The following is a 2549-nucleotide window of genomic DNA, read 5'->3' as shown; positions in this document are numbered from 1 at the left end:
TCCGTGCCGGCGATGCCGGTGGTGGTCTTCGTGACCGTGGCCGACGCTGGCTCTTGCGCGCCGGTCGCCTCGGCGAGCAGGAAGCGCGCGAGCACCTCAGGGGTGGGGTGGTCGAAGGTGAGCGTGGCCGGCAGGGACAGGCCGGTGGTTCTGGCCAGCCGGTTGCGCAGTTCGACGGCGGACAGCGAGTCGAAGCCCAGTTGGGTGAACGGGCGCCCGGGTTCGATCTGTGCGCGGTCGGTGTGGCCGAGCACCTGGGCGATGTGATCGAGCACGGTATCCAGGACGAACCGCTCACGGCTGCTCCCGGGCAGCCGCCACGTGCCGGCGGCTCCCTCCGGTCGTCGCCGGACGGCGGCGGCGTCCGGGCGCAACACTGCGAGCAGTGGCGTCCGCGGCATTGCCCGCACGTTCAGGTCGGCGGGCATGACCAGCGCGCGTTCCTGGGCGAGAGCGGCGTCCCACAACGCGAGCCCGGTCTCGTCGGTGAGCGCGGTCATGCCGTGCCGGGCGGCACGGTCCCGGTCGACGGAGCCGCCCATGCCGGCGTCGCGGTCCCACAGGCCCCAGGCGAGCGCGATGCCGGTGCCGCCCCGGGCTCGGCGGTTCTGGATCACCGCGTCCACGGCGGCGTTGGCCGCCGCGTAGGTGCCCTGGCCGGGGTTGCCGAGCACACCGGCGCTCGAAGAGAACGCGACGAACAGGCGCGCTTCGGGGCACAGTTCGTCGAGGTGGCGCAGCGCGTCCACCTTGGGTGCGAGGACACGCTCCAGCCCGTCGGCGGTCAGCGTGCCGATCATGCCGTCTTCCAGGACACCGGCGGCGTGTACCACTCCGGTGACGTCATGGTGGGCGACGAGTTCGGCGAGCGCGTCGCGGTCGGTGACGTCGCAGGCGACGACCTCGACCCCGGGCAGCCGCTCGCGCAACTCGTTCATGCCGGGTGCCTCCGGGCCGCGCCGTGAGGCGAGCACGACCCGCTCGGCACCGGCGGCGAGCAGGTGCTCGGCGAACAGCGGGCCGAGCCCGCCCGTACCGCCGGTGAGCAGCACGGTCCCGGTGACGGCGGGTGGCTCGGACGCGACGGTGGGCAGTCGAACCAGCCGGGGTGCCAGTACGTCGTCACGCACGGCCAGTTGCGGTTCGTCGGCCGGGAGAGCCGTGGGCAGGTCCGCGCCGGCCGCCAGGTCGACGAGGGTGATTCGGCGGCCCGGCTCCTCTGCCTGGGCGCTGCGGGCCAGTCCCCAGACGGCGGCCATGGCCGGGTCGGCCGACTCGTCGGGGACGGTGGCCACGGCACCGCGAGTCACCAGCACGAGGGAGCCCTCGGTTTCCCGGAGCAGGTCGAGCGCCCAGCGGGCCGCCTCCGACGGACAGCCGGTGGACGGGGCTTCATGCACGGCGCCGGCCGGCGAGGTCGTGGTGTCGTCGGTGACGGGCTGCCAGTCGACGGCGTACAGGGCGCCGGGACGGGTGGCGCGCGCCGGTCGTACGCGCAAGGAGTCGACCGTCAGCACCGGGGCACCAGCCGTGTCGGTGACGGTGAGCCGGGTGGCGTCCTTGCCCTCCGGGGTGAGCACGGCGCGCACGCGGGTGGCCCCGGAGGTGTGGAGAGTGACGCCTCTCCAGGCGAACGGCACCAGCGGCTCCGCGGCGTCGGTGGCCGCGGCGTGCAGGCAGGCGTCGAGCAGTGCGGGGTGCACACCGAAGCCGTCGCCGCCCAGGCCCGGCAGCTCGGCCTCGGCATACGTGGTGCCGTCGCGCCGCCAGGCCGCGGTGAGCCCCCGGAAGGCGGGTCCGTAGCCGAGTCCTCGCTCGGCCAGGTCCGGGTAGAGGCCGTCCAGCGGAAGCGATTCGGCCCCGGCGGGCGGCCAGGTGTCCGTCGGCACCGGATCGGCGGCCGACGCGGGCCCGATGGCCGGGGCGAGGGTGCCGGTCGCGTGCAGGGTCCAGTCCTCGCCGTCGCGACTGTGGACCGCCACGGCACGGCGGCCGTCGGCTTCCGGCGGGTCGAGAACCAGCTCAAGGGTGGTGGGTACCGGGATCTGGGACTGGATGACCAGTTCGTCGAGGACGGGGCAGCCGGCCCGGTCTCCGGCGGCGATGCACAGATCGACCAGCGCGGTGCCGGGGAGCACAGCCTGTTCGTACACCCGGTGATCGGCCAGCCAGGACTGCTGCCTCGCATCGAGGCGAACGGTGAGGACGAGCGTGCCGTTCGAGGGAACCTCGGCCAGCGCGGTCAGCAGCGGATGACCCAGGTCGGCGACGCGGGAGGCCAACGAAAGCCAGTAGGGGCGGTGTTGGAAGGCGTAGGTGGGCAGGTCGACGCGGCGGGCCCCGGTCCCGGCGAACACCGCGGGCCAGTCCACCTCACGACCCCACTGCCACACCCTGCCCACCGCACCCAGCAGCGTCTCCACCTCAGGCCGCCCCCGACGCATCCCCGCCACCGCAGGAACCTCACCGAACAACCCACTCAACACACCATCAGGACCCAACTCCAGCACACCATCCGCACCCAGCGCGGCCACATTGTCCCCGAACAA

Annotated in this window: 1 protein-coding gene; it reads right to left on the bottom strand. The window is 73.7% G+C overall.

Annotated features, from left to right (window positions below; translation table 11 throughout):
* The coding region (locus tag AC27LF_RS45285; RefSeq protein WP_479665199.1) for a type I polyketide synthase at positions 1-2423 on the bottom strand (2423 nt) is incomplete at its 3' end.
* Positions 2424-2549: the final 126 nt, after the last annotated feature.

The organism is Streptomyces diversicolor (assembly GCF_057537855.1).
Note: the sequence above shows the minus strand (reverse complement) of the source record. Positions and strands in the feature narration are given on the sequence as shown.